General features: G+C 67.9%; 5 protein-coding genes and 1 pseudogene. All 6 read left to right on the top strand.

Features of this window, described 5'->3' with window-relative positions:
• Positions 1–438, top strand: a pseudogene (locus tag JHN63_RS16085) (glycosyl hydrolase); the annotation flags it as partial.
• 274 nt (positions 439–712) lie between these two features.
• Positions 713–1,222 (top strand): hypothetical protein, encoded by a 510-nt coding sequence (locus JHN63_RS16080; protein ID WP_307781899.1) that lies wholly within the window; start codon positions 713–715, stop codon positions 1,220–1,222.
• The gene (locus tag JHN63_RS16075) at positions 1,222–2,814 is read left to right on the top strand and encodes a WXG100 family type VII secretion target (protein ID WP_200681747.1); all 1,593 of its coding nucleotides are present in this window, start codon (positions 1,222–1,224) and stop codon (positions 2,812–2,814) included. The genes JHN63_RS16080 and JHN63_RS16075 overlap by 1 nt, the downstream gene beginning before the upstream one ends.
• Positions 2,815–2,828: 14 nt before the next feature.
• Positions 2,829–4,067 carry a type VII secretion-associated serine protease mycosin gene (gene mycP / locus JHN63_RS16070; RefSeq protein ID WP_200681745.1) on the top strand — a complete coding sequence of 413 codons (1,239 nt, stop codon included), beginning with the start codon at positions 2,829–2,831 and terminating at the stop codon, positions 4,065–4,067.
• Between the two features lie 131 nt (positions 4,068–4,198).
• Positions 4,199–4,669, top strand: a complete 471-nt coding sequence (locus JHN63_RS16065; protein ID WP_200681744.1) for a hypothetical protein — start codon at positions 4,199–4,201, stop codon at positions 4,667–4,669.
• A gap of 24 nt (positions 4,670–4,693) precedes the next feature.
• On the top strand, positions 4,694–6,976 hold the full coding sequence (locus JHN63_RS16060) for a hypothetical protein (protein WP_200681743.1): 2,283 nt from the start codon (positions 4,694–4,696) through the stop codon (positions 6,974–6,976).

The raw sequence follows: 6,976 nt of genomic DNA, 5'->3' as shown, positions 1-6,976 counted from the left end.
GGGGCGGGGGTGACGCCGTGGCCGGTGACGCTGCCCAGGCAGACGCCGGGTGGGGTGGGTTCGCCGCGACTGGAGTACGAGGTGAGTCTGGTGTCGGCGCCTTCCGGGGGCGAGGTGACGGTGTGGGCGTATCTGTCCCCTCGTAACCCTGCGTTGCCGACGGGCGGGCTGCGCTACGGCGTCTCGCTGGACGACGGGCCGATCGAGACCGTCGACATCAACGTCGGTGCTGATGACGGGCTGTTGAACGCGGTGTGGGCGCGGAACACGTCCGACAACGTCAACGCGACGGCGACGAGACACTCCGTGACGAAGGCCGGGGTACACCGGTTGAGGTTCTGGATGGGGGACCCGACGGTGGTGGTGCAGCGGCTCGTGATCGACACGGGGGGTCTGCCGGCGCTGTATCTGGGGCCGTTGGAGAGTCGGCGGGTGTAGCGGAGGGGCCGGGGTGGGCGTGCCGAGTGGGTCGACAGTAACGTCGCCCGGCGCGCGGTGCTCGCTGTCCTCGCGCCCGGCACCGTCGCGTTCGCGTTCCTCCTCTTCACCGGAATCGTCCCGACTCCCAACTGACGGCGGCCGGTTGTTGATCGCTGCTAGCTACAGAGTGGGTTCAGACTGTCACTGGGAGTAGCTAAGGTGGTGGTGATGATGGTCGAGGCGCAGCACCTCGACGGAAACGACGGACAGGCCAGGTGCGGGGGATGGCAGTGTGCTGCCGAACGACATTGGATCGGGAGCGAGTTCCGGGTCGTCGTGGGCGGCGGGGGTCTTCGACGCGGTGCGGGGTGCCGCCGCGGACGTCGTCACCGAGTTCTCGTCCTTCACGGTGTTCCGGAAGCACGTAGACCAGTTGATCCACGATCTGAGGGACTCGGACGCCGGCCCGGGCAGGGGCGGCCAAGAGCAGCTCGTGCGGCGGCAGTTCGGCGGTGGTGGCGGCCAATGGGCGGAGGCGGCCGGGCTGTTCACCGCGTACCAGACGGTCGTCGGCGAACTCGAAACACTCTCGAAGCTGCTCTCCGACTCGATGGAGGGCATGAACATCGCGGTCCTGGCCTCGCACAAGGGATACCGGAACATCGACCTCGACGTCCGTGACCGGATGACCGCGATCAGCACGGAGACGACGAAGCACTACGGCGGCACGTACGACCCCGACCCCCGGTTCCCGAAGAAACCCCCCACCACGGCCGGGGTCGACGCGGGAGGCACGATCTGATGTCCGCCACAACGCCCGGAACCGGCAGCACCTCCTTCGAGGACATGAGCCACGAGCAGATGCTCGCGTGGCTCGACCAGGCGAACTCGGGCACGGTGCGGTCCGCCGCCGACCGCCTGACCGCGGCGGCTAAAAAGATCCGCAAGATCGGCGAGGAACTCAAGGTCCGCCCCCAGTACGTGGATTGGAAGGGCGAGGGAGCCGACGCCTTCCGCACCTGGGCCGGCGACCTGGCCAACTCCACCCTTCGCCTGGGCGACTTCAGCGACGACGCGGCGAAGTGGCTCGGCCAGGCATCCGACGCGATCGCCCACGCCCAGGCCTCGATCCCACGCGACCCGAAGCCCGCACCGGCGCACCCGAACGCGGCGACACCGGCCCACAACGCCCTGGACGCCACACCCGCCACCGCCAAGTCCGCGACCGAACTCGCCGCCTCCGCCGCGGCCGGGGAGAAGATCCGCCAGGAAGCCGCGTCACAGATGCTCAAGCTGGGGCAGTCGTATCGACTGTCGGCGACGCAGTTGGAGGGGTTGGAGCGGCCGAGGTTTCCGCCGCCGCCGACGCAACTCCAACCGGCGGTCGTCAAGCGCGACGAGAACGAAGTGGTTTCTGTTGGAGGTGCGGGCAGTCGTATGTCGTCCACCGGGGCTACGACCGGAGCGCTTTCGGTTGCTGCGGAGGTTCCGACGACGACGCGGGCTGCTGACGACACCGAATCGGCGGCCGGTGAAGCCCGCCCGCACACGACGGTTAACCGACTCTCGCCCGAAGTACCGGATCAGGTGGCGGTGAGGGTCGACGGCGTTCAAGTGTTCTCGCACCCGCCAGTGCCGCCGGCGAGTCCAGTCGGACCGTTGGACGAGGGCCGGACTGTCGGCAGCGGTTCGGGGCTCACCGGAGTGACGCCGCCGACGGTGCCGGGCGGCGTACGGAACCCGTCTTCGAACCCCTTGGGAACGGGAACGGTGCGTCCGACGACCGGCGGGCGTGCTGTTGCTCAGCCCGCGAGAGGGGCAGCAGGGACGGTGCGTCCGGTGACTGGTGGCCGGCCTGTGGGACCGCTGGGACGCGAGACCGCGCAGCCCACTGCCGGGCAGGCGTCCGGCAGCAGGGGCAGCAACGGCATCACCGGTGGCCGCCCCACTTCACCTTCACCGGCGGCCGGATCGTCGACCGGTCGGCGTGCCGGTGGGCTGCCGCGCGGCACTGTCATCGGCGGCGGGACAGCCGGTACGGCGGGTGGTCCGGGTGGTGCGACCGCTCGCGGTCCGGCCGGGCCGAGATCCTCTGGGGGTACGGAAGGCGTAGGCGCAGGACAGCGAGCGACGCCGGTGGGCCGCCTAGGCACCAGTGACGGTGTCATGGGCGGTCGCCCGCAGCCGCAGCAGCGTCCGGGGGCCCGGCCGAGCGGGTCCCGTGCGTCGACCTCGCGGCGGAACGGCGAACAGGACGGACGGAACGGCGAGCAAGGCAAGAAGGCCGCTGACCGGAGCGAGGAAGCCGGGCCTGGGAAACCCACTGACCGCTCGGACACCCAGTCGGAGCCACCGACTTTGTGGCGCCATCCCGCTAGTGCTCAGTCCCAGTGAACAAGAGGAAGCAGATGCCTGCCGGCACGTCGAGGAATTCCTGCCAGGGGAGCGCCGTCTCCGCAACCGTGGGCCTGCTGTTGACGGGCATGGTGGCGACGCCCGCGTACGCGGAGTCCGTCCGGGAGCGGGAGTGGCACCTCACCGTCATGAAGGCCGAGCAGATCTGGCAGACCAGTACGGGCAAGGGCATCACGGTCGCGGTCATCGACACAGGAGTGGACGACAACCTGGCCGACCTGAAGGGCCGGGTGCTCGCAGGCCAGGACGAGGCACCGGATTCACCCGGCGACGAACACACGGACCACGACGGCCACGGAACCACCATGGCCCTCCTGATCGCCGGTACCGGCCAGGGAAACGGAGGCGAGGGTACCTTCGGGCTCGCACCGGGGGCCAGGATCCTCCCCGTGCGCATGCCGGACAGGGGATGGGACGCCGGCAGGTACAGCAGGGAGTTCGACCGGACCCTGAGCAGTGCGATCCGCTATGCGGCCGATTCCGGGGCACAGGTCATCAACATCTCGATGGGATCGTCCAAGGGATCGGATCAGCTCTCCGGCGCCGTGAAGTACGCGCTGGACAAGGGCTCGCTCGTGTTCGCGGCGGTCGGAAACAGTGGCGCCGGCGGAAATCAGGTCGAGTACCCCGCCGCCACTCCGGGCGTGGTCGGCGTGGGATCGGTGGGCAAGGACCTGCACAAGACCGCCGAGTCAGAGTTCGGCCCTCAGGTGGATCTCGCCGCCCCCGGCGACGAGATGTACCACGCCTGCCCGAACGGCAAGGACCTCTGCCGTTCCCACGGCACCAGCGACGCCACAGCCATCGCCTCCGCCTCCGCCGCCCTGATCTGGTCCAAGCACCCGACCTGGACCAACAACCAGGTCCTCCGCGTCCTGCTCAACACCGTCGGCGCCCCCACGGACGGCGCGAAGCGCAACGACTCGATCGGGTACGGCATCGTCCGGCCTCGTGTCGCGCTTCAGAGCCCGGGGAACCCTGGTCCGGCCGGGGCGTACCCGCTGCCTGACCTCGTCGCCGTACCGGCCTCGGCGGCTTCTAGTTCGAACGCTTCGGACTCCGGTGCGGCAGGTGCGTCGGCGAAGGAGGGCGATCTTCCGGCCTCGGCCTCGCCTTCGGGCGACGGCGGTAACGGTGTCCTCCGGGCAGGTTTGGCCGTTGGGTCCGTAGTGATGCTCGGCGCTGGTGCGGTGGTGCTCGCCGTACGTCGACATAGACGCCGGCATGCCTGAGCAGCGAAGGTTCGCAGCTTTGCAAGGGACCAAGTCGTCATCCTCGTTGGCACGTTGAGGATCTAGTTAGAAACTCTGTGCTCGGCCGCAGTCGGCCGGGAGTCGCAGGGGATCTCGGGAGGTACGGGGGAATGGCATGGGAAGAGTGGGAGCAGCTCAAAGCCGACGCGGCCCGGAGAGGCCCGGCGCACATGCGGCTCAACCAACTCCCCGCGGACGGCGGCAACGCCACCGGTGATCTGGTGGTGCACCAGGACGACCTCGGCGCCGTAGGGCATGAGGCGTGCATCCTCCACGACCGGTTGCGGCAGCGCGTGGATATCGCCGGTGCGGGCTCGGGCAAGGGCGAGTCCGGCTCGACCATGCAGGCCGGCGAGGAGTTGAAGGGGAGCGGTTTCGCGATGGGCCCCGCCCTCGTGACCACGGTCTCGATCTGGACCTCGCAGGTGAAGTCGGTCCTTCAGGCCGTCGCGCACATTTCGAACCATCTGGACTACAGCAAGAAGCTGCATGCCCAGGACGACACACGGATCTCTGCCGAGATCCGCGGCCGGGACGGTTCCGCGATGTCCGTGTCCAGCCTCAACGGCTATTTCCACTGAGAGAACTGAGAGAGACGAACCGCCGTGCCACTCAAGTACACGGACCTGCTCGACGTCGATCTCGGGAAGCTCGGTGCGGCCGTCGACGACTGGAAGCAAGCGGTCGACGCCCTCAAGTCACTGGACGAGGACGCCCGTTCGGGGATGAAGGCCAAGTCGGACTCGGCTCGCTGGGCCGGTGTGAACGCCGCTGTCACCCGGGGGTTCGTCGACAGGACGGCCAAAGAGTTCACCGATCTGCACACCGAGGCGAACAGCGTCTTCCAGGTCCTCGACGATGCGCACAGTGAACTCCTCGCGCTGCAACGCGCGTTGAAGGCCCTGGTGGAGGAAGCGCGGGCGAAGAACTACACGATCTCCGACAACGGGGACACCACGGTCACCGTGCACGAATGCGTCCTGCGGGACCAGGCGCAGACGGCGAAGGCAGGTGGCAAGGCAGGGCAGGACTGGCAGTCGATCGCCGACCAGATCTCGGCGACGGTCGGGCGCGCCGACGACGTGGACCAGTCGGTGAAGGCCGCGCTCGGCCGGTCCCACGGCAACGACCTGCACGACGCGGGCCACGCGGACTACGGCTCGCTCAACGAGGCACAGACCGACCGTGCCGTCGAACTCGCCAAGAAGGGCGAGCACATGAGCAACGCCGAGTTGAAGGAATTCGACCGGCTGATGAAGTACAACGGCACGGAAAAGGGCGGGGAGTTCGCCACCGACTTCTACAAGACCCTCGGCCCGGAGAAGACGTTGGAGTTCTACGGCTCCATGGCGCTCGACGGCACGGCCGGTGACGACAAGGTCCGTCTCGCCCTGACCAAGGACCTTCAGCAGTCCATGGGTCTGGCGCTGGCCAACGCCACCGACCCGGACCACAAGCACCACGTGCCCGCGAGCTGGGGTGATCAGATGCGCACGCTCGGCGGCCAGCGGCTGCACCTCGGGAACGCAGGGTTCAACCAGCCGTACGGATACCAGGTTCTCGGTGGTCTGCTGCGGTACGGGAACTACGACGCGGCCTTCATCAACCCCATCGCCGGACACATCGTCCAACTGCACCACCAGAACCCCAACCTGTTCACCCTCAACAGGCCCATGACGGGCGGGTTCGACGCCGATTTCGGCTACAACCCTTCGGGAAAGGTGGGCGCGGGATACGACCCGCTGACCAGTGCTCTCGAAGCGCTGGGGCACAGCCCGGAAGCCTCCAAGGCGTTCTTCGCCGACGACAGTCCGAAGGTGTACAACGCCGACGGCAGCGAATACAAAGGCGCGAAGCTCGGCTACACGTACTTCGACGAGCTGACGAACAAGAAGTTCCAGTGGCCGATGGACGGCTCGGGGGTGCCGTCGAAGGCCTACGGGGTGGACGCCCTGGGCCACGCGCTGGAGTCCGCGACGCTCGGGCACGCGTACGACGATCCGACACCGACGCTGGTACGCGACGAGGACTCGGCCAAGATCATGAAACAGGTCGTGCACACGTACGGCAACGATCCCAAGCTCGTCAGGCAGCAGGAGATCCTCTCCGACAGCCTCGGACGGATGGGGGCGGGCTATATCGACGATCTGAACTGGGGGCTCGACGAGAACCGCAAGGACAGCACCTTCGCGCCCGGGGCGGGGATCGACGGTCACGCCAAGTTCGGTCAGAGCGACACGATCAGCTTCCTCAGCACGCTCGGACAACATCCGGACGCTTATGCGGAAGTCTCCTCGGCGGGGCGGGTGTACACCACCAGCGTGCTCGAAGCGCAGGTGGGAGCCGACGGTTCCATCAACGAGCCTCGCGTACGCGATGCGACCCGCAGCGGCGCGGAGATCCAGGGACTCCTGGACCAGTCACGGGCCGACCAGCTCAAGGCCGGGCAACTCGCGGCGGACAAGGAGTACAACGACGCGCTCGAGAAGCGCAACGGCTGGATCGAGTTCGGTACCGGGGCGACCGTCGCGGCCGGTGTGGCCTTCCTGCCCGAGGTCGCCGCGGCCGGGGTCGTGGCCACGGCGATCCCGGTGATGACCGAAACGGGACAGGGCATGTTGGAGCAGCAGATCGGCAACGTCATCGGGGACTGGACCGAGGCCAAGCAGCAGGACAGCGGCGAGGACATCCAGGCTCAGCGCGCGAACATCTTCGAGGCCGGCCACGCGAACGCCGAATCACCGGCCAGGCGTTTCTTGATCAACCATCACATCAGCCAGACAGACACCCAGCTCGGCCAGGACCTCGAGGACGCGTGGGGCGTTGGTTACGACAGTGGCAGCCTCCGCGAGGATCAGCGTGGGCAATTGCCCCAAACAGGAGAATGA

The organism is Streptomyces sp. MBT65 (assembly GCF_016612545.1).
Lineage (GTDB): Bacteria > Actinomycetota > Actinomycetes > Streptomycetales > Streptomycetaceae > Streptomyces.
This window is presented reverse-complemented; position numbering and strand designations above follow the sequence as displayed.

Coding starts and splice junctions, on each gene's coding strand:
- JHN63_RS16075 (WP_200681747.1), top strand. CDS start 1,222: ATGTCCGCCACAACGCCCGGAACCGGCAGCACCTCCTTCGAGGACATG.
- mycP (WP_200681745.1), top strand. CDS start 2,829: ATGCCTGCCGGCACGTCGAGGAATTCCTGCCAGGGGAGCGCCGTCTCC.
- JHN63_RS16065 (WP_200681744.1), top strand. CDS start 4,199: ATGGCATGGGAAGAGTGGGAGCAGCTCAAAGCCGACGCGGCCCGGAGA.